Annotated in this window: 17 protein-coding genes; 10 read left to right on the forward strand and 7 right to left on the reverse strand. The window is 60.1% G+C overall.

Annotated elements, in window-relative coordinates:
- Positions 1-3 precede the first annotated feature (3 nt).
- From RVY79_RS07805 to lpxC, 4 genes are all read left to right on the forward strand, one after another.
- The gene (locus RVY79_RS07805; RefSeq protein ID WP_317463541.1) at positions 4-726 is read left to right on the forward strand and encodes a cell division protein FtsQ/DivIB; all 723 of its coding nucleotides are present in this window, start codon (positions 4-6) and stop codon (positions 724-726) included.
- A 202-nt stretch (positions 727-928) separates the two neighbouring features.
- Positions 929-2,200: a cell division protein FtsA gene (gene ftsA / locus RVY79_RS07810; protein WP_317463542.1), complete on the forward strand. Its 1,272-nt coding sequence runs from the start codon at positions 929-931 to the stop codon at positions 2,198-2,200.
- Positions 2,201-2,238: 38 nt separating this feature from the next.
- Positions 2,239-3,423, forward strand: a complete 1,185-nt coding sequence (gene ftsZ, locus RVY79_RS07815; protein WP_317463543.1) for a cell division protein FtsZ — start codon at positions 2,239-2,241, stop codon at positions 3,421-3,423.
- Positions 3,424-3,538: 115 nt separating this feature from the next.
- Entirely contained in the window at positions 3,539-4,450 is a 912-nt protein-coding gene (gene lpxC, locus RVY79_RS07820) for a UDP-3-O-acyl-N-acetylglucosamine deacetylase (RefSeq protein WP_317463544.1), read from the forward strand.
- An 81-nt stretch (positions 4,451-4,531) separates the two neighbouring features.
- Here the strand turns inward: lpxC and RVY79_RS07825 are convergent, their stop codons facing one another.
- The gene (locus RVY79_RS07825) at positions 4,532-4,993 is read right to left on the reverse strand and encodes a DUF721 domain-containing protein (RefSeq protein ID WP_317463545.1); all 462 of its coding nucleotides are present in this window, start codon (positions 4,991-4,993) and stop codon (positions 4,532-4,534) included.
- 68 nt (positions 4,994-5,061) lie between these two features.
- On the opposite strand from RVY79_RS07825, the gene RVY79_RS07830 reads away from it, so the two are divergent.
- From RVY79_RS07830 to RVY79_RS07845, 4 genes are all read left to right on the forward strand, one after another.
- A complete protein-coding gene (locus RVY79_RS07830) occupies positions 5,062-5,436 on the forward strand; it encodes a hypothetical protein (protein ID WP_317463546.1) in 375 nt (124 codons plus the stop codon).
- Positions 5,437-5,510: 74 nt separating this feature from the next.
- Entirely contained in the window at positions 5,511-8,249 is a 2,739-nt protein-coding gene (secA, locus tag RVY79_RS07835) for a preprotein translocase subunit SecA (RefSeq protein ID WP_317463548.1), read from the forward strand.
- A 33-nt stretch (positions 8,250-8,282) separates the two neighbouring features.
- On the forward strand, positions 8,283-9,491 hold the full coding sequence (argJ, locus tag RVY79_RS07840; protein ID WP_317463550.1) for a bifunctional glutamate N-acetyltransferase/amino-acid acetyltransferase ArgJ: 1,209 nt from the start codon (positions 8,283-8,285) through the stop codon (positions 9,489-9,491).
- Between the two features lie 106 nt (positions 9,492-9,597).
- Complete coding sequence (locus tag RVY79_RS07845) at positions 9,598-10,542, forward strand: Nudix family hydrolase (protein ID WP_317463551.1); 945 nt, start codon at positions 9,598-9,600, stop codon at positions 10,540-10,542.
- 75 nt (positions 10,543-10,617) lie between these two features.
- Here RVY79_RS07845 and yacG read toward each other — a convergent pair whose 3' ends face one another.
- From yacG to pilB, 5 genes are all read right to left on the reverse strand, one after another.
- Positions 10,618-10,851 (reverse strand): DNA gyrase inhibitor YacG, encoded by a 234-nt coding sequence (gene yacG / locus RVY79_RS07850; RefSeq protein ID WP_178997204.1) that lies wholly within the window; start codon positions 10,849-10,851, stop codon positions 10,618-10,620.
- 1 nt (position 10,852) lies between these two features.
- Positions 10,853-11,491 (reverse strand): dephospho-CoA kinase, encoded by a 639-nt coding sequence (coaE, locus tag RVY79_RS07855; RefSeq protein WP_317463554.1) that lies wholly within the window; start codon positions 11,489-11,491, stop codon positions 10,853-10,855.
- A gap of 10 nt (positions 11,492-11,501) precedes the next feature.
- The gene (locus tag RVY79_RS07860) at positions 11,502-12,344 is read right to left on the reverse strand and encodes a prepilin peptidase (RefSeq protein WP_411161710.1); all 843 of its coding nucleotides are present in this window, start codon (positions 12,342-12,344) and stop codon (positions 11,502-11,504) included.
- Positions 12,345-12,427: 83 nt separating this feature from the next.
- Entirely contained in the window at positions 12,428-13,660 is a 1,233-nt protein-coding gene (locus RVY79_RS07865; RefSeq protein WP_317463556.1) for a type II secretion system F family protein, read from the reverse strand.
- A gap of 32 nt (positions 13,661-13,692) precedes the next feature.
- Entirely contained in the window at positions 13,693-15,435 is a 1,743-nt protein-coding gene (pilB, locus tag RVY79_RS07870; RefSeq protein ID WP_317463557.1) for a type IV-A pilus assembly ATPase PilB, read from the reverse strand.
- A gap of 341 nt (positions 15,436-15,776) precedes the next feature.
- Here pilB and RVY79_RS07875 point away from each other — a divergent pair, with 341 nt between their 5' ends.
- Positions 15,777-16,217, forward strand: coding sequence for a pilin (locus RVY79_RS07875; RefSeq protein ID WP_317463559.1), 441 nt, complete (start codon positions 15,777-15,779; stop codon positions 16,215-16,217).
- Between the two features lie 144 nt (positions 16,218-16,361).
- Here RVY79_RS07875 and RVY79_RS07880 read toward each other — a convergent pair whose 3' ends face one another.
- On the reverse strand, positions 16,362-16,649 hold the full coding sequence (locus RVY79_RS07880) for a hypothetical protein (RefSeq protein WP_317463560.1): 288 nt from the start codon (positions 16,647-16,649) through the stop codon (positions 16,362-16,364).
- A gap of 298 nt (positions 16,650-16,947) precedes the next feature.
- On the opposite strand from RVY79_RS07880, the gene RVY79_RS07885 reads away from it, so the two are divergent.
- Entirely contained in the window at positions 16,948-18,429 is a 1,482-nt protein-coding gene (locus tag RVY79_RS07885; protein ID WP_317463561.1) for a TrkH family potassium uptake protein, read from the forward strand.
- The last annotated feature ends 2 nt before the right edge of the window (positions 18,430-18,431 follow it).

An 18,431-nucleotide genomic window follows, 5' to 3' on the forward strand; every position in this document is an offset into this window, starting at 1 on the left:
GCAATGAAGGAGGCCGGTTTGCGCGGTGCCTTGTTAGGCTTGATTCTATTCGCCGTTTTGCTCGGTGCCGGCGGGCGTGCGCTGTGGATCTGGCTCGACCGGCCCATCGAGCGGGTGTCCATCGGTGGCGACCTGCACTATGTCTCGGCGACCTATTTGCAGCGCAACCTTGCCCCATTGGTCAGCGGTGAGACCTGGCTATCCATCGATCTCGACCAGGTGCGTGACAAGGCTCGCGAAATCGCCTGGCTGTCGGAAGTGAAAGTCTCGCGTGAGTGGCCCAATGCCTTGCGCTTCAAGCTGTTCGAACAAGTGCCAGTAGCGCACTGGAATGACGACAAGCTGCTCAATACGCATGGTGAGCCTTTCTCGCCAGGCCCGGTCGATGACTTGGACAAGTCCTTGCCGGATCTGGCGGGGCCCAAGGGGAGTGGGCCCGAGGTGCTGGCGTATCATGACTTGTTGCTACGCCGCTTGGACATGCTGGATTTGCATGTCACACAGTTGCGGCTGGAGGATCGTGGGGCATGGCGTTTCCAGGTGAATGACGGTGTGTGGGTAATGCTGGGGCGTACCGATCTTGAATCGCGACTGGCGCGTTTTACTGCCGCCTGGCAACGGCAGTTGGGAGCGCAGGCGTCGCAAATTCGCTACATCGATTTACGCTATCCCAATGGGGTTGCGGTGGCGTGGCATGGCGAAACCGAAACAGAGGCGATGGAGTAACGTCGCAATTGCCTTTTTCGGCGACAGGCCACGAAATCCGGGCGACGGGGGTTTCCCTTTTTGCAAAAATCACCGTATTCTGAGGCCGTTTTCATCTGTTGGGTGGTGACTTTAAGTTTCTTGTTCCTATAATTGGCTCAACACGTTTTTTGTGTCTCAATGGCTTTTAAACCCAGTGCAGTTCGAGGAGTGACCCCGACCTATGGCAGGACAATCCAATGCTTCCAACATGGTGGTTGGGCTGGATATCGGAACGTCCAAGGTAGTCGCTATCGTCGGCCAGCCTTCCGATGATGGAAGCATCGAGATCGCAGGCATTGGTTCGCACCCCTCGCGCGGCATGAAAAAAGGGGTCGTCATCAATATCGAGTCGACCGTGCAGTCGATTCAGCGCGCCGTCGAGGAAGCGGAGTTGATGGCAGGTTGCGATATTCACTCGGTGTATGTTGGCGTGGCCGGTAGTCATATCAGTTCGATGAATTCCGACGGTGTCGTGGCTATCAAGGAACGCGAAGTCACTCCTTCTGATATCGATCGCGTCATTGATTCGGCCCGGGCGCGTGCCATTTCCGAAGGGCAACGTATTATTCACGTATTGCCTCAGGAATTTGCCATCGATAACCAGGAAGGTATCCGCGAACCCCTGGGAATGTCCGGTGTCCGACTCGAGGCACGTGTCCATCTGGTCACGGCAGCCTTGAATGCCGTGCAGAACATCGAAAAATGCGTACGCCGCTGCGGGTTGGAAGTTGATGACATCATTCTGGAGCAGTTGGCTTCCAGTTACGCGGTATTGACGGAAGACGAACGCGAACTGGGCGTGTGCATGGTGGATATCGGTGGCGGGACCACCGATATTGCCGTATTTACCGAAGGGGCCATACGTCATACGGCGGTGATTCCCATTGCGGGTGATCAGGTGACCAACGATATCGCCATGGCGTTGCGCACGCCGACGCAGTACGCGGAAGACATCAAGGTCAAATACGCCTGCGCACTGACCCAGCTTGCAAGCAGTGACGAAATGATCAAGGTTCCCAGCGTGGGGGACAGGCCGGCGCGTGATCTTTCGCGCCAGGCGTTGGCCGAAGTGGTCGAACCCCGCTACGAAGAATTGTTTACATTGGTGCGCGAAGAATTGCGGCGTAGTGGTTACGAGGATCTCGTGGCGGCTGGTGTAGTGCTGACCGGTGGTACGTCGCGCATGGAGGGTGTCGTCGAGCTGGCTGAAGAAATCTTCCACATGCCCGTGCGCATTGCTTATCCCCACAACGTTCGCGGCCTCGTCGATGTCGTGCGCAACCCGATTTATTCGACGGGAGTGGGTTTGCTACTCTACGGTATGAATGATGCCAAACGTAATGCTGTCGTGTCGGCTCAGCCCCGTAGAGAAGAGGCTCATACCCGACGTGGACAAAGGCAGGAGCGCTCGGGGTTGGAAAGGATCAAAAGTTGGTTTAAAGGAAATTTCTGAGAGGGCCGCACTGGTAGCGGTCACAGGAGACGGGGCTTATGTTCGAACTGGTAGATAACGCACCTTCTAGCAGCGCGGTTATCAAGGTGATTGGCGTCGGTGGTGGCGGTGGCAATGCCGTCAACCACATGGTCGAAAGCAATATCGAAGGCGTCGAGTTCATCTGTGCCAATACCGACGCTCAGGCGCTCAAACGTGTTGCCGCCAAGACTGTTCTTCAGCTCGGCAGCGAAATCACCAAGGGGCTGGGTGCTGGTGCCAGCCCCGAGGTCGGTCGTCAAGCGGCGACGGAAGACCGGGAACGGATCGCCGAGTTGCTGCAAGGCGCTGACATGGTCTTCATTACCGCCGGCATGGGCGGGGGAACCGGCACCGGCGGCGCGCCGATCGTGGCGCAGGTCGCCAAGGAGCTGGGCATCTTGACCGTGGCAGTCGTGACGCGTCCCTTCCCCTTTGAAGGGCCCAAGCGCATGCGGGCTGCCGAAGAGGGTATGGAAGCGCTTTCCGAGTATGTCGACTCGTTGATTACTATCCCCAACGAGAAGCTGCTTGCGGTGCTCGGCAAGAATGCCAGCCTACTGTCGGCGTTCAGTGCCGCCAATGATGTGCTGCTGGGTGCGGTACAGGGTATCGCCGAGTTGATCACCAGTCCTGGCATCATCAACGTCGACTTTGCCGATGTGCGCACCGTGATGTCCGAGATGGGCATGGCGATGATGGGAACCGGCGCGGCCACTGGTGAAAATCGCGCGCGTGAAGCGGCGGAGAAGGCCATTCGCAGCCCCTTGTTGGAGGACATCGATCTGCATGGTGCGCGCGGCATCCTGGTCAACATCACGGCGGGGCCGGACCTTTCCATCGGCGAGTTCAACGATGTCGGTGCCACAGTGCAGGAATTCGCTTCCCAGGATGCGACGATCGTGGTGGGGACGTCCATCGACATGGAATTGTCCGACGAGTTGCGCGTCACCGTGGTGGCAGCGGGCCTCGAGGGTCTCAAGGAAAAGGCGACAGTCGCTACGCCGCAGCGTGAGACGGTCGCGGCGGCACGCAGTGCCGAAGCGCCCGATTACCGCAAGCTGCAGCAGCCAACTGTCATGCGTCAGCAGGCAGCCAAGGAGCAGGACGAGTCGGCGAAATCTCGGCAGGAATCACGTCGCAAGTCGCAAGAACTCGACGATTACCTGGATATCCCGGCGTTCCTCCGCCGACAGGCCGATTGAGCGGGCGACATGCTGGGCGCATAGGCGTGGCCAGGCGACATTTTTTTGTTGAAACGCTTGTTCGGTGTTATAGTGAACGCCGTTTCATAACGATTTCCAAGCTTGGCTTACGCCCATGATTAGACAACGTACATTAAAGAATACCATCCGTGCCACTGGTGTGGGCCTGCACTCAGGTGAAAAAGTATACCTGACGTTGCGCCCCGCGCCGGTCAATACTGGCATTGTCTTCGTACGTACCGATCTCGATCCAGTGGTGCAGATTGCCGCCAATGCCGAATACGTGACCGACACCACGCTGTGTACAGCTCTCTCACGTGATGGCGTCAAGGTGGCGACAGTGGAGCACTTGATGTCGGCATTTGCTGGCTTGGGAATCGACAATGTCTTCGTCGAGCTCAGTGCCCCGGAAGTGCCCATCATGGATGGTAGTGCTGGCCCGTTCGTTTTTCTGATTCAGTCGGCGGGTATCGCCGAGCAGGGCGCGCCCAAGAAGTTCATCCGTATCAAGCGCGAGATCGTGGTCGAGGAAGACGACAAGGAAGCGCGTTTCTTGCCGCACAATGGCTTCAAGGTGGCGTTTGCCATCGATTTCGATCACCCGGTCTTCGCGCACCAGAAACAGACGGCGAGCGTCGACTTCTCCACGACCTCCTTCGTCAAGGAAGTCTCGCGAGCGCGGACCTTCGGTTTCATGCGTGACCTGGAATTCCTGCGCGCGCAGAACCTGGCGCTGGGTGGCAGCTTGGATAATGCTATCGTCGTCGATGATTACCGCATCGTGAACGAGGGCGGACTTCGTTATGAGGACGAGTTCGTCAAGCATAAGGTGCTCGATGCCATTGGCGATCTGTATCAGCTGGGACACAGCCTCATTGGTGAGTTCCGTGGGGTCAAATCCGGTCACGGCTTGAACAACAAGCTATGCCGCGCCTTGATGGCGCAGCAGGATGCCTGGGAGATCGTGACCTTCGAAGACGAGACGCAGACAGCCCCTATCTCGTATGCGGCGCCAGCGTTGGCTTGAGGCCGCGCTTAGCGTATCGCCATGCTGTATTTGACGCCGACCGCTCTGGTCGGCGTTTTTTCTTGGAAGCGATGCGTGTTATTAGGTGTCGTCAGGAGCATGTGACGCCAGGCGTGCCAATGCCTTTTTTAGCTTCGGGTCCGTGGTATCGTCCGCGCATACCTTGAGATGGTGCGCGGCCTCGGGAGAAAGTGTGCGTGCCTGGGAAACAGGCGCCTGGAGCGGACGCACCGGACGGACCTTGAAGTCGAGCGAGAGAACGGCTTCGAATTCGGGCAGTTGGCGCAGCAACATGAGCAATCGCTGGCGCTCGTAACGAAGCCACGTCAGCCAGACGGCTCCATCGGTAATCAGGGTCAAGCCGCCTTCTCGATAGCCGCCGACATAGACGTGCTCGGCAACCTCGGCGGGAAGTCCGGCACGCAGGTGCTGCTGGGCGCGCTCCAGCAGTTTGGCCATGCGCACCACCGATCCCAGTTCGCCGGAACCGTCGATGAGATGGTGCATGGACTGGGCTCGGAAACGCTTAGCCTTTATACTCATGGGCTTGCCCGCGCGAAGGAAAGCAGAATGTCTGCGCAATCTACCATGAGCCGGAGCTCGTCGATAGCATGAGCAGTACCACGGACCACAGCCCAACGTCGCCACGTCGCGCTCGCGCGCGTCATCGTGCGCAATGGTGGCTGGCCGGACTGTTGGTGGGGTGTTTATTGCCGGCGGGGTTAGTGAGCGCCGATGCACTGCGCATCGCCGAGCGATTGACGCAGATCTGCCTGATGGCGCCGGAAGCCATTCGTGCTCAATCACGCCGAGTGGCGCGGCGCACACGGCTACTGGCCAGCGCCCGACGTCGGCCGTTGTCATCGTGCCTGTGGCGTTTGCCGCAGCGCTGCTGTCATGCCTTGAGCGTAGGGTTGGACGCCGTCTCGCGTCGCGGTCCACCAAATAGTGCCTGGTTTTTTGATGTTGGGCGCAAGATCGCCTGATATCGACATCGACACCGCGTCAATACGGTGATCGTCATGACGTTTTTCGGCACTTTTGGAAATCAGGATCTCACATGCTCAATACTCTCGTACGCAAGCTTGTCGGCTCGAAGAACGAGCGCGAAGTCAAACGCATGCGCAAGGCCACTGAGGCCATCAACGCACTGGAACCGACGTTCGAATCCCTCGATGACGCCGCGCTGAAAGCCAAGACCAGCGAGTTTCGCCAGCGCCTGGAGTCGGGCGAATCCCTCGACAAGCTTCTTCCCGAAGCCTTTGCCGTGGTGCGTGAGGCGAGTAAGCGCGTGATGGGAATGCGTCACTTCGACGTGCAGATGGTCGGCGGGATGACGCTGCACGAAGGGCGCATTGCTGAGATGAAAACCGGCGAGGGCAAGACCCTCGTCGGCACTCTGTCGGTTTATCTCAATGCGCTGCCGGGAAAGGGCGTGCACGTGGTGACGGTCAACGACTACCTGGCGAGCCGCGATGCCGAGTGGATGCGTCCCCTCTATGAGTTTCTCGACCTAAGCGTAGGGACGATCTTTTCCGGTCAGGCATCGCCCGAGAAGCGCGAAGCTTATGCCTGCGATATCACCTACGGCACCAACAATGAGTTCGGCTTCGACTATCTGCGCGACAACATGGCGTTTTCGCTGGATGACAAGGTCCAGCGCGCATTGCATTACGCGATCATCGATGAGGTCGACTCGATCCTCATCGATGAAGCGCGTACACCGCTGATCATTTCCGGCCCAGTAGAAGAGAACGTCGAACTTTATCGGCGCATCAATCAGCTTTCCTTGGGACTTGAGGCGTGCAGTGATGAGGAGGACCCCACCAGCGGGGACTTTATCCTCGATGAGAAGCAAAAACAGGTGGAGCTAACGGAAACCGGTCACCAGAAGCTGGAAGGGATGCTGAGAGAGGCAGAGCTTCTGAGTGCGGACGACTCGCTTTACTCGGCCCAGAACCTGGGGCTACTTCAGCATGTGCATTCGGCGTTGCGCTCGCGCCATCTTTACCACCGCGATGTCGATTACATCGTCAACAACGATGAAGTGGTCATTGTCGACGAGCACACCGGGCGTAGCATGCCGGGACGCCGCTGGTCGGAAGGTTTGCACCAGGCGGTCGAAGCCAAGGAAGGGGTCACGATTCAGAAAGAGAGCCAGACGCTGGCTTCGACCACCTTCCAGAACTACTTCCGTCTCTACGAGAAGCTGTCGGGGATGACGGGGACCGCCGATACCGAGGCCTTCGAGTTCCGTCAGATCTACGGGCTGGATGTCATGGTGATTCCTACCAACCGCCCGTTGGTTCGTGTGGATCATAATGACTTGGTCTACATGAGCGGTGAGGAGAAATTCGAGGCCATCATCGACGACGTCAAGACGCAACGCGAGGCGGGCCGGCCCATTCTGGTGGGCACGGCGTCGATCGAAACCTCCGAATACCTCGCCCAACTGATGCAGCAGTACCAGATACCGCACAATGTGCTTAACGCCAAGCAGCACCAGAGTGAGGCGGAAGTCATCGCTCAGGCAGGGCAGCCCGGTGCGGTGACCATCGCCACCAACATGGCCGGGCGCGGTACCGATATCGTACTGGGCGGCAATTGGGAAGCCGAAGCGGCGGCCCTCGACAACCCTTCCGAAGAACAAGTCGCGGCACTCAAGGCGGCATGGCAGGAGCGCCACGATGCCGTACTCGCTGCAGGCGGGCTCCACGTGATTGGTTCCGAGCGCCACGAATCGCGGCGCATCGACAATCAGCTGCGCGGCCGTTCCGGTCGTCAGGGCGATCCTGGGTCGACGCGGTTCTTCCTTTCACTGGAAGACAACCTCATGCGGTTGTTCGGTTCCGACCGCGTTCAACGGTTGATGAATGCTTTGGGACTGGAGCACGGTGAGGCGATCGAGCACAAGATGGTCTCCAATGCCGTCGAGCGTGCCCAGAAAAAGGTGGAAGGACGCAATTTCGATATCCGCAAGCAGCTGCTGGAATACGACGACGTCTCCAACGATCAGCGTCGTGTCGTCTATGAGCAGCGCGATGAAGTGCTCGCCACCGATGACCTCTCGTCGAATATCGCGGAGATTCGTGAGCAGGTCTTGTCCGAGGCCATCACCAGTTATGTGCCGCCACAGAGCCTGGCCGAGCAATGGGATCTGCCGGGACTACAGGATTACCTCAAGCAAGAGTTCAACCTCGATGTGCCGGTCGTGCAGTGGGCCGAGGAGGACGAGCACTTCCATGAAGAGTTGCTGCGTGAACGCCTGCACGATCAGCACCGGGGGCTCTTTGCCAGCAAGACCGAAGCGGTAGGTCCGGAGCTGATGCGGCGCTTCGAGAAGCAGGTCATGCTGCAGGTGCTCGACACGCGCTGGAAGGAACACCTGCAACACATGGACCACCTGCGCCGCGGTATCCATCTGCGTGGGTATGCACAAAAGAACCCCAAGCAAGAATACAAGCGTGAAGCCTTCGAGCTCTTCCAAGCGCTGCTGGCCAACATCAAGCACGATGTCATTCGCATCTTGAGTCATGTGCAGGTCCGGCGTCAGGAAGAAGTTGATGAACTCGAACGTGAGCGGCGTGCCACGCTGGAGCGTGAACGTGCGGTCAGTCAGCCGGTTCACGAGGATGCCGTGGCCTCGGCCGAGGCGGTAACCGCCGAAGGCGAGGAAGAAGCCAGTGAAGGAGAAGACGGTCAGCCGGTACGCCGCGAAGGCCCCAAGGTAGGTCGCAACGACCAGTGCCCTTGCGGCTCAGGCAAGAAATACAAGCACTGCCACGGCAAATTGAGCTGAGGCCATGGCAAACGTGGTGTGAGGAGAGACGACATGGCGGTGGGGGAAGCACATTTTCCGGCGATGCCGGCCATCGAAGGCATTCGCTTAGGGACCGCGATGGCGGGTATCAAGGCGTCGGGGCGCCGCGACTTGGTGGTGATCGAGCTGCCCGAGGCGACGACGCTGGCGGCGACGTTCACGCGCAATGCCTTTTGCGCGGCGCCCGTTCATGTGGCGCGGCGCCATCTCGAAACGGGGACGCCGCGTTATCTGCTGATCAATACTGGTAACGCCAATGCCGGTACGGGGGAGCCGGGTATGCGCGATGCCGAGGCGAGCTGCGAGGCATTAGGTGAATTGGCACAAGTCGCGGCGCAGAGCGTCTTGCCATTCTCCACCGGGGTGATCGGCGAGCCCCTGCCAGTGAAGCGGTTATGCGATGCCTTGCCGGAGGCACTTGCCACGTTGTCGGCGGAAGGCTGGCAGACGGCGGCCGAAGGCATTCTGACGACGGATACGCGTGCCAAGGGTGCCACACGGTGTATCGAGATCGATGGTCAGAAGGTGACGATCAACGGTATCGCCAAGGGGTCGGGAATGATCAAGCCCGACATGGCCACGATGCTGAGTTTCGTCTTCACCGACGCCGCCATCGACGACGTGCGTCTGCAAGCACTGCTGCGGCGTGCCGTCGATGACTCTTTCAACTGCATCACCGTGGATTCGGATACCTCGACCAACGATGCCTGTACATTGGCTGCCACCGGAAGCTCTACTCGCATCGATACCGCCGAGCACGAGTCGTGCTTTGCTGCGGTCTTGACCGAGGTGCTGGTAGAATTGGCGCAGGCCATCATCCGTGATGCCGAGGGCGCGACCAAGTTCGTTACCCTCGACGTCGAAGGGGCAACGACTCGGCAGGAAGCCTTGGACGTTGCCTTTACCGTGGCGCATTCGCCATTGGTGAAAACGGCGCTTTATGCCAGCGACGCCAACTGGGGGCGCATTCTGGCGGCGGTTGGGCGTGCGCCGGTACCCGACCTGGATGTGTCGCGTATCGCGATCGACCTCGGTGAGGTAGCGCTCGTCGAACGCGGCGGTCGTGCGGCGTCGTATACCGAGGCGGCGGGAAGCGCGGTCATGGCCGAGTCCGAGATCACGATCCGTATCCATCTCGGACGCGGCGATGTTGCGGCGACAGTCTGGACGTCGGACTTGTCACACGATTATGTCTCCATCAATGCCGACTACCGTAGTTGAGCGCGAGTCGTAAAGTACGGCTAGCCGAGTGCGGATGGCAGCAGCGATAAGCGGACCGTCTTCGGTTCGCGGATCATGAACAGTCAGTCAAGGTGAAATGACCAACATGGTGAAAAGAAGGGTACACGTAGCGGCGGCTGCCATCATTCGCGAGGATGGTCATGTGCTGCTGGCACGCCGTCCCTCGATCGTCGATCAGGGTGGCTTATGGGAATTCCCCGGGGGTAAGTTGGCACCCTACGAAACCGGTTTTGAAGCGCTCAAGCGTGAACTCCGCGAGGAACTGGGCGTCGAAATCTTGCGCGCACAGCCGCTTATTCGCGTTCACCATGAATATGCCGACAAACGCATTTTACTCGATGTCTGGCAGGTGCATGAATTCGAGGGCGAGCCCTTCGGTCGCGAGGGTCAGGCGGTGCGTTGGGTGCCACAGTCGGAGCTGATCAATTACCCGTTCCCGGAAGCCAATCACCCGATCTTGCGTGCCGTGTGTCTACCGCATGAATATCTGATCAGTGATGAGGAAGCTGACGACACGGTATTTTTCGACAAGCTCGAGCGTGCCTTGCGCGATGATCATGTGCGCCTGGTGCAACTGCGCGCCAAGACGCTGGATGACAGCGCGTATCTAAAGCGTGCCGAGCAAGCGCTGGTGCTCTGTCGGCGGTACGAGGCGCGTTTGATTCTCAACGGCGATCCCGCGCTACTCGACGATATCGATGCCGATGGCATCCATCTGCCCAGTCGTGCCTTGATGGCACTCAAGCATCGCCCCATTGCCCATGACAAATGGCTGGGGGCCTCGACGCATGATCCTCAACAGCTTGAACAGGCGGCTGCGATTGGCTGCGATTTCGTGACCTTTTCGCCGGTGCGCGTGACGCCTAGCCATCCTGATACGGCCCCGGTCGGCTGGCACGATTTCCAGCAGCTGGTGGAAACCGCAGGCATGCCGGTCTATGCGCTGGGCGGGGTTACGCGAGACGATGTCGACCAGGCGCGTGCGGTAGGTGCCCAGGGGATCGCAACGATTCGCGACCTCTGGAAATAAAGCACGTATCTCCGTGACTGCATGATATCGCTGGCCAACGGCTCGCCATTTTGGCGGGCCGTTGGCGTTTCTGCCTTATTGACGCGGTTCCCCGCGCTCCAGGTCGTCGATCAAGCGGTCGAGATCGGTTTCGTCCATAGCGGGCTCGCCCGCGATGCGGTGGGATTCATCGGCCCAGGCGCCGAGATCGAGCAGGCGGCAGCGCTTCGAGCAGAAGGGCCGATAAGGGTTGTCGGTTGTCCAGGCGACCTTGGTGCGACACTGGGGACAGGCGACTTCAAGGGGGCGGTCTTGGGATGTCTCCGTCATGCTAAAGCGAGTACTCCTGATGGGGGCCATCGAATAGTTGCCGGTAACGCGCGTCAAGCTGGGTGACCTGCGCTTTCAGCGCCATCATGTCACCGTGATTCTCGATCACGTCGTCGGCAAGCGCCAACCGCTCTTGGCGGGGCATCTGTGCCGCGAGGATAGCATGCGCCTGAGTTTCGCTCACTTCATCGCGTGCTTGGGTGCGCGCCACCTGAAGCGTTTCGGGAACATCGATGACCAGGCGGCGGTCGACCAGCGAGACTTGATCCGTCTCGAACAGCAGCGGCGACACGAGCAGTCCATAGGGGGCAGCGCCCTGGCGTATCGCCTCGAGACGCTCGCATAATCGCTGACGGATGCGTGGATGTGTGACGCTTTCCAGCCACTGACGCTCGCCGTCATCGGCGAAGACAATGTCGCGCAAGGCGCGGCGTTGCAACTCGCCGTGCCCATCGAGCAGCGAATTTCCGTAACGTGCCACGATTTCGTCCAGCGCGGGTTCGCCGGGCGCGACGATATCGCGTGCCACGAGATCGGCATCGACCCAGGGAATCCCTAGATCGGCGAACATGGCGGCGACGGTGGACTTGCCAGAGGCGATGCCACCGGTCACACCGATGATGGGGGCGGCGGAGGTCATGGCGAACTCCTCACAGTCCGGTCCAGGCGCGTAGTGGTGCGCCGAAGAGTACCGCGACCCACCCGGCGAGGGCGAGGAAAGGGCCGAACGGTAGCGGCATGCCGCGCAAGCGTGGCAGCGAGAGCTGCAACAGCCCTCCGATGATGGCGCCCAACCCGGCGGAAAGCATCAGTAGTATCGGCAGCATCGTCCAGCCGAGCCAAGCCCCCAGCGCTGCTAGCAGCTTGAAGTCACCGTAACCCATGCCTTCCTTCTTGGTCAGCCACTTGAATAGCCAGTAGAAACTCCACAGCAGCACATAGCCGGCCATGGCACCGACGACGGCATTCTCGAGCATAAAGGGCTGAAAGAAGAGCTGGTAGAGCAGGCCGGCCCAAAGCAAAGGCAGCGTGATGATATCGGGGAGCAACTGGGTACGCAGGTCGATGATGGCCAACACCAGCAACGTCAGGCACAGTCCGCTCCAGGCCAGCGCCGACCAGGTGGCGCCATGCACGATGATGACGCTCGCCATCAGCAGGCCCGCCATCAGTTCGATCAGCGGGTATTGCACGCTGATACGCGCCTGGCAGTGCGCACAGCGGCCGCGGCGCTTGAACCAGCCGATAAGGGGCAAGTTGTCGTGCCAGGCGATTGGCTGGCGGCAGCTCGGACATTGCGAGCGTGGCGTGCACAGGTTGTAGCGCGCCACCTCTTCCTCGGGAAGCGCCAGTGCATCGCGCGCTTCCTGGCGCCATTGCAGCATCAGCATTACGGGTAAACGTACGATGACGACATTGATAAAGCTGCCCAGCAAGGCACCGAGAACAAACGCCATCACGGTCAGCCACGGTAGCGGGATTTCGGCGAACAACGTGCCACTCCTGAAATGAGTGCGCCCGGCGAAATGCCGGGGCGGGTGAATGAGAAACGTGCCAACGTTCTAGGTCTGTCTGCCTAGATCGCCGAGCCCATCTCGAAGATCGGCAAATACATCGACACCACGAGGCCGCCGACCAGAACGCCCAACACCACGATGATGAAGGGTTCGAGCAACGATGTCAGGGCGTCGACTTTGGTGTCGACGTCTTCCTCGTAGAAATCCGCCACCTTGTTGAGCATGGCATCCAATGCGCCGGATTCTTCGCCGACCCCGATCATCTGCACGGCCAGGTTGGGGAAGCGCCCGGTGGCGCGCATGGCGAAGTTGAGCTGCTGGCCACTGGAGACGTGCTCACGCACTTCGTCGATGGCGCGCTGGTAGACACGGTTGCCGGTCGAGCCTGCTGCGGTTTGCAGTGATTCGACCAGCGGTACCCCGGCGCTGAAGGTCGTCGCCAGCGTCCGCGAGAAGCGCGCCACCGAGGACTTGTCGAGGATATCGCCGATCACCGGCAGGTGCAGCATTAGCCCATCGACGCGATAGGCGAAGCGCGGCGAGCGCCGTATGCCGAGACGCACCAGCAGGACGGCAGCGATTAAGACGCCAAGCAGGTGTGGCCAATACGCTTGGACCCACTCCGAGAGCTGGATGGTCAGTTGCGTGAAGGCGGGCAGGTCGGCGCCGAAGCCACGAAACAGGCTCTCGAATTGCGGTACGACCTTGATCAGCAGCAGGGCGGTCACCCCCATGCCCACGAGCACGACGGCGGCGGGATAATAAAGCGCCTTTTGCACGCGGGACCGCAGCGAATCGATCTTTTCCTTGTAGCTGGCGACACGTTCGAGCATGCGCTCCAGCGAGCCGGATTGTTCACCGGCTTCGACCATGTTGACGAACATGCGGTCGAAATGTTGCGGATGCTGCGACAGCGCTTCGGAGAAGCTGGCGCCGGCCGAGACCTCATTCATTAGCGTCTCGATGAGGTGATGCATGGCGGGACGCTTGAGGCTTTCCGAGACCACGCTGAACGCCTGAAGCAAGGGGATCCCGGCACGGATCATGGTGGCCATCTGGCGCGCGAACAGGGTGATGTCTTGCGGCCGTATGCGGCCCAGCCCGAAAGGGCTACGCACGCGCTGAATCCGCTTGACGAGGATATTTTGGCGCCCGAGTTCCTGGCGCACGCCCATTTCATCCGCGGCGACCAGTTCGCCTTGGATGGTTTCACCGCGGGAGTTCTTGCCCTTCCACCGCCAGCGGTGCAGGACGACGCGCCGAGGCGCCTTGCTGCGTGTCGCTACCGCCATGTCGTTGCCCTCATGTCACTTGCCCTGGTCGCTCATTCCAGCACTACGCGATTGATTTCCTCGAGGCTGGTAATGCCCGCGAGTACTTTACTCAGACCGCTGCGCCGTAGATCGGGATGGCCTTCTTGACGGGCCAGTTCGCCGAGTTCCAATGAATTGCCGTCGGCCATGATCAGTTTACTCATGGCCTCGCTGACGGGGAGTACCTCATAGAGACCGACGCGCCCTTTATAGCCATGGGTGCATTGCGCACAACCCGTGGCGCTATAACAGGTCCCGGTCTCGACTTCCTGTGTCGTGAAGCCTGCATCGAGGAAGAGTTCCCGAGGCAGCTCGACGGGTGACTTGCAGTGGGGACACAACTGACGCACCAAGCGCTGGGCGACGATCAGGGTCACTGAGCTTGCAATGTTGTAGGCTGCCACCCCCATGTTGCGCAGTCGTGTCAGGGTTTCTGCCGCCGAGTTGGTGTGCAGCGTCGATAACACCAGGTGGCCGGTCTGCGCGGCCTTGACGGAGATCTCCGCGGTTTCCAGGTCACGGACCTCGCCGACCATCACCACATCGGGGTCCTGGCGGAGGAAGGCGCGCAGCGCGCTGGCAAAATCCAGCCCTATCTTGGGCAGCACATTGACCTGGTTAATGCCATCGAGCTTGAGCTCGACGGGGTCCTCGGCGGTGGCGATGTTGCGCGCATCGGTGTTGAGGATGTTGAGACCGGTATACAGGGTCACGGTCTTGCCGCTGCCGGTAGGACCGGTGGCGAGTATCATCCCCTGCGGCTGCGTCAGGGCGTGTTCGAATAGTGCCTTCTGCGACTCGCTGAAACCCAGTGCATCGATACCCAAGCGCGTGGCGCCGGCATCCAGCAAGCGCAGCACGATTTTTTCGCCGTGTACCGTGGGCAGCGTGCTGACGCGGAAGTCGATGGTGCGCGAGGCCGAGACACGCAGTTTGATGGCGCCATCCTGTGGTAAGCGGCGCTCGGAGATATCCAGACGCGACATGACCTTGAGGCGTGCCGAAAGGCGCGCGCGCAGGTTGAACGGCGGCCGCGCGACCTCGACCAGGATGCCATCGATGCGAAAGCGGATGCGAAAGGTCGACTCATAAGGCTCGAAGTGGATATCCGAGGCACCACGCCGCGCGGCATCGAGCATCATCTTGTGCACGAAGCGCACCACTGGGGCGTCGTCGTCATCGGTGTCGAGGCCTTCGTTGAGGGGCTCGACATCATCGAGATCGAGGGGCTCGAGCGCCTCGCTGGCATCGTCGAGGGCTTCGAGCATGCCATGTGTCTCGCGCTGGGCGAGATAACGTTCGATGGCCGGCTGCAGTTGATCGGCGGCGACCAGCACACCCTCGGCGGTGAGGCCGGTGGTGAACTGCAGTTCATCGAGTTTGGCCAGCGTCGAGGGGTAGGGGATCGCCACGCTGATATGACGCTCGCCACGCGCCAGCGGCAAGACTCCGAGGCGGCGGATCAGCGTATCGGACAGCCCCTCGCCGATGGGCAGGCGTTCGGTATTGATAGCCTCCAGGTCGACGAACGGCAGGCCATATTCCCACGCGGCACTCTGGGTGGCCTCTCGCGCGGAAACCCAGCGCTGCTCGATGACGTACTCGAGCACCGACTGATGCGTGTCGCGCACGGCCTCCATGGCACGCTGCGCCTTGGACTCCTCGATCAGGCCTTCTGCGACCAGGCGCGCGGCGAGCCCTTTCAAGAGCGGTGCGCCGGGGGCGGGAGGAGACGACGATGAAGACGAGTGCATAGACGTTTCGACACCAAAAGGAGTGACCAGGTGGGGCGGCCGATACCCCGTGACTTCTCGCATCCTACCCCATGCATGACCGCTTTAGTGACCCTTGGCATGAGATATCTCGTCAATTAGTGTGTTTGTATATGATCGGCCGACATTAGGTAAACTTTAACCTCGAGCATCTTGCCAGCATGAGAAGTGTAATTTAACGTAACACCTACGTGGCTGCTTCGCCGCCAGTCGACGGGGCGCCGGCGCCTCGCTGAAGCGCTCATGACACGTTATCATCCGCCCGCGTCGGGCTCGCCAAAAAAGGCGAACAACAGGGCATTCAACGGGAGCAGGAGAACTCAATGGAACGTCAACAACGCGGCTTCACACTCATCGAGCTAATGATCGTCGTCGCGATCATCGGCATCCTCGCCGCCATCGCCATCCCGCAGTACCAGAACTATGTGGCGCGCTCGGAAGTCAGCTCTGCGCTCGCGACCCTCAAGTCACTGCAGACGCCGGCGGAACTGGCGATTCAGGAGGGGAGAACGATAAACAAAGATGATTTGTCTGAATTGGGGCTGTCCAGCGACTCAGTACAAAATGGAACGATCGGGCTTAGTGACTTTGATGGCGAGGATGACTCTACGCCGAGCATCGTTTTCACGTTCGATGATGAAGGGAACTTCTCAAATGAAACTTTGACGCTTGAGCGTCAAGACGAGGGAGGCTGGCAGTGCACAGCATCGAAGGGTATTGACGACGATGTCGTGCCCGATAGCTGTGTGGCTAACTCTAACTAAAGGATGGCTGAGAAGTTTCCTGATAAGCCAAAGGCCGGCATCCGCCGGCCTTTTTAGTATCTCGCTTTCAGGTTCTCTCTGAGGCTCTTCGTTCTTCTTCCTTCCCTCTTCCTTCTTAAAACTTCCAGCTTCCAGCTTAAACCTTCAGTACAACGCCTTCCCTTCGTCGACGACTTCCTTCAACACTTCCAGAAACAGCCGGTCGGCTTCCGAGTGTTCGCTGGGGTCTTCGGGGATATGCACGCTGGTGTTGTTCGAGATCTCGTTGGCGATGGTGGCCCACATCTGGCGGTTGTCGCCGTCGTCGGTGTAATGGGTGCGGGCGATGGTGAGTGATTGCTCGAGAATCGCCGGATCCTGCAGCAGTTTCTTGATGAATTCACGCAGTTCGTTGATGATCCGGATTTTCTGCATTTCGGACGCGGAACTCATGGGGCTCTCTCCGTATGGCCGTGTGGCCGTGTGGCGCATGCGGGATCGCGTGCCGTGCGGTCACGGCGTCGCGCATCGACGCGCAGGATGATGGATGTCGCGGACGATAGCATATCGTCACGGTGGACGGCAGTAGGCCGCCACGCTGAATGGACGGCTGCGGCGCGCGAGTAGAGCCGTGTGAGTAGAGAAAAGCCCGCGCACCCTTTATAGTAGCGCCCGTTTATAATGATGCGCCGTTTATCGTGCCTTCTTGGATCATGGGACATCGGCGACGCTGGGGGCGAGGAGGAAGCAGGTGGCGGTGATACACCCACGCATCAAGCGCAGCCTGGTGGTGTCCGCGCCGGTGGTCAGGATTCTGGCGGTGCTGCTGGGCGTGCTGGCGGCCTTGATGATTGCGCCGCTTGGCCTGCTGGTGTTGGAAGGCGATCCCGATCGTATTGCCTTTGCGCTGTCGATCGCCATCGTGGCCGGTACGGCGTGCGTCATGTGGTTCGTGACGCAAGGCGTCGAGATCCTGCTGCGGCCGCGCCAGATGTTCATTCTCACCACCTTGAGTTGGGTGCTGGTGAGTGCCGGAGCGAGCTTGCCGTTGATTCTGGGGGCGCCGCAGTTGTCCTTTACCGATGCCGTCTTCGAGTCCGTATCGGCGATTACGACCACCGGGTCGACGGTGCTGGTGGGCATCGACGACTTATCCGACGGGCTCAAGCTGTGGCGAGGCTTGATGCAGTGGCTAGGCGGCATCGGCATCATCGTCATGGCGATCGCCATCCTGCCGTTTCTCAAGGTCGGCGGCATGCGCTTGTTCCAGACCGAGTCATCGGATTGGTCCGACAAGGTGCTGCCGCGCGCCGGTGGTATCGCCAAGGCGAGTGGCGCCATCTACCTGGGCGGAACCCTGCTGGCAATGCTGACGTACTACCTGGCGGGCATGACGCCGCTGGATGCCGTCGTGCATGCCATGAGCTCGATGGCCACCGGGGGCTTCGCTAACTCGGATGCATCCTTCGGGATTTATCACGATCGCCCGCTGATTCTGTGGCTGGCCTCGTTCTTCATGCTGTGCGGTGCGCTGCCGTTCGTGCTTTTTATTCGTGCGCTGCGCGATACGCCGTATGTCCTGTGGCGAGACCAGCAGGTGCGGGGGTTGATAGGCGTGCTGGTGGTCGTGACCCTGGGCTTGACCGTGTATCGCGTTGCCGCTGGCGTGCCGATCTTTGAGGCGCTGACCCAGGTCGCCTTCAATGTCACCTCGGTGGTCACTACCACCGGCTATGCGTCCGACGACTATACCCAGTGGGGCCCACTGGTCGTCGCCGCGTTCTTTTATTTAACCTTCGTCGGCGGTTGCAGCGGTTCCACCAGTGGCGGCATGAAGATATTTCGCTTTCAGATTGGCGCCATCATGCTGTTCACCCAACTGCGCCATCTCGTGCATGCCCAGGGAGTCTTTGCGCAGCGCTATAACGGCAGTCCGCTGAGTGACGAGGTCGTGCGTGGGGTTATTGCCTTTTCCTTTTTCTTCTTCCTGACGATTGCAGGGTTAGCGCTGGGACTGGCGCTGCTGGGGCTGGACTTGGTGACCGCACTGTCGGGAGCGGCCACCGCCGTGGCCAACGTCGGCCCCGGTCTGGGGCCGGTCATCGGGCCGGCGGGGAATTTTTCGTCGTTACCCGCCGCGGCCAAGTGGCTGTTGAGCTTGGGCATGTTGATGGGGCGCCTGGAGATCCTCACCGTGCTGGTGCTGTTGACGCCCACGTTCTGGCGGAAGTGACG

The organism is Chromohalobacter sp. HP20-39 (assembly GCF_033052815.1).
GTDB lineage: Bacteria > Pseudomonadota > Gammaproteobacteria > Pseudomonadales > Halomonadaceae > Chromohalobacter.

Excerpts from the sequence above, each read along its gene's own strand:
- RVY79_RS07865 (WP_317463556.1), bottom strand. The coding sequence starts at position 13,660 with ATGGCGGTAGCGACACGCAGCAAGGCGCCTCGGCGCGTCGTCCTGCAC.
- RVY79_RS07830 (WP_317463546.1), top strand. The coding sequence starts at position 5,062 with ATGAGCAGTACCACGGACCACAGCCCAACGTCGCCACGTCGCGCTCGC.
- coaE (WP_317463554.1), bottom strand. The coding sequence starts at position 11,491 with ATGACCTCCGCCGCCCCCATCATCGGTGTGACCGGTGGCATCGCCTCT.
- ftsZ (WP_317463543.1), top strand. The coding sequence starts at position 2,239 with ATGTTCGAACTGGTAGATAACGCACCTTCTAGCAGCGCGGTTATCAAG.
- RVY79_RS07805 (WP_317463541.1), top strand. The coding sequence starts at position 4 with ATGAAGGAGGCCGGTTTGCGCGGTGCCTTGTTAGGCTTGATTCTATTC.
- yacG (WP_178997204.1), bottom strand. The coding sequence starts at position 10,851 with ATGACGGAGACATCCCAAGACCGCCCCCTTGAAGTCGCCTGTCCCCAG.
- pilB (WP_317463557.1), bottom strand. The coding sequence starts at position 15,435 with ATGCACTCGTCTTCATCGTCGTCTCCTCCCGCCCCCGGCGCACCGCTC.
- RVY79_RS07880 (WP_317463560.1), bottom strand. The coding sequence starts at position 16,649 with ATGAGTTCCGCGTCCGAAATGCAGAAAATCCGGATCATCAACGAACTG.
- lpxC (WP_317463544.1), top strand. The coding sequence starts at position 3,539 with ATGATTAGACAACGTACATTAAAGAATACCATCCGTGCCACTGGTGTG.
- RVY79_RS07845 (WP_317463551.1), top strand. The coding sequence starts at position 9,598 with ATGGTGAAAAGAAGGGTACACGTAGCGGCGGCTGCCATCATTCGCGAG.
- RVY79_RS07825 (WP_317463545.1), bottom strand. The coding sequence starts at position 4,993 with ATGAGTATAAAGGCTAAGCGTTTCCGAGCCCAGTCCATGCACCATCTC.
- ftsA (WP_317463542.1), top strand. The coding sequence starts at position 929 with ATGGCAGGACAATCCAATGCTTCCAACATGGTGGTTGGGCTGGATATC.
- RVY79_RS07875 (WP_317463559.1), top strand. The coding sequence starts at position 15,777 with ATGGAACGTCAACAACGCGGCTTCACACTCATCGAGCTAATGATCGTC.
- secA (WP_317463548.1), top strand. The coding sequence starts at position 5,511 with ATGCTCAATACTCTCGTACGCAAGCTTGTCGGCTCGAAGAACGAGCGC.
- argJ (WP_317463550.1), top strand. The coding sequence starts at position 8,283 with ATGGCGGTGGGGGAAGCACATTTTCCGGCGATGCCGGCCATCGAAGGC.